Origin of the sequence: Thalassotalea sp. ND16A, assembly GCF_000764205.1 — a bacterium.
GTDB lineage: Bacteria > Pseudomonadota > Gammaproteobacteria > Enterobacterales > Alteromonadaceae > Thalassotalea_A.
On the sequence record NZ_JQDZ01000027.1, the window covers coordinates 1 to 537 of the forward strand.

General features: G+C 53.8%; 1 protein-coding gene. It reads left to right on the forward strand.

The window, feature by feature from the left end:
- Positions 1–537, forward strand: a 537-nt coding sequence (locus ND16A_RS21240; protein ID WP_033076566.1) for a PKD domain-containing protein, incomplete at both ends; no start/stop codon positions are given.

A 537-nucleotide genomic window follows, 5' to 3' on the forward strand; every position in this document is an offset into this window, starting at 1 on the left:
TGCGGCGATGGATGAGCTAACCACAATCAGTCTTACGGCGAATGCGCTTGACCCGGAAAATGCGGCGCTGAGTTACCTGTGGGAGCAAATTTCAGGACCGAGTGCCGAGCTGGTCAATACCGACAGCGCGACGGTCAGCATTGCCGCACCGAATGTCACACAAGACGGCGTAATGACGTTTAGGGTGACGGTCAGTGATGGGGTGAACGTGGTAACGCAAGAAAGTAGCGTCTCTGTTAACTGGGTAGGGCAAGCGCTTAGCATTATGGCAACCGCAAGCAGTACCTCGGTGATGGAGGGCGCATCGGTGACCTTAGATGGTTCAACGTCGGTTGACCCTGACGGTTACCCATTGAGCTATCAATGGAGTCAGGTTAGTGGGCCAACGGTATCGCTGACAACGCCAATGAGTGCGACCTCCGGCTTTACCGCACCACAGGTGAGCAGTGATTCTGCGGTGGTTATTCGATTAACCATTTCTCAGGGCAATCGAGAGATATCGACCGATACCAGCATCACGGTGAAAAACCAAGTCAC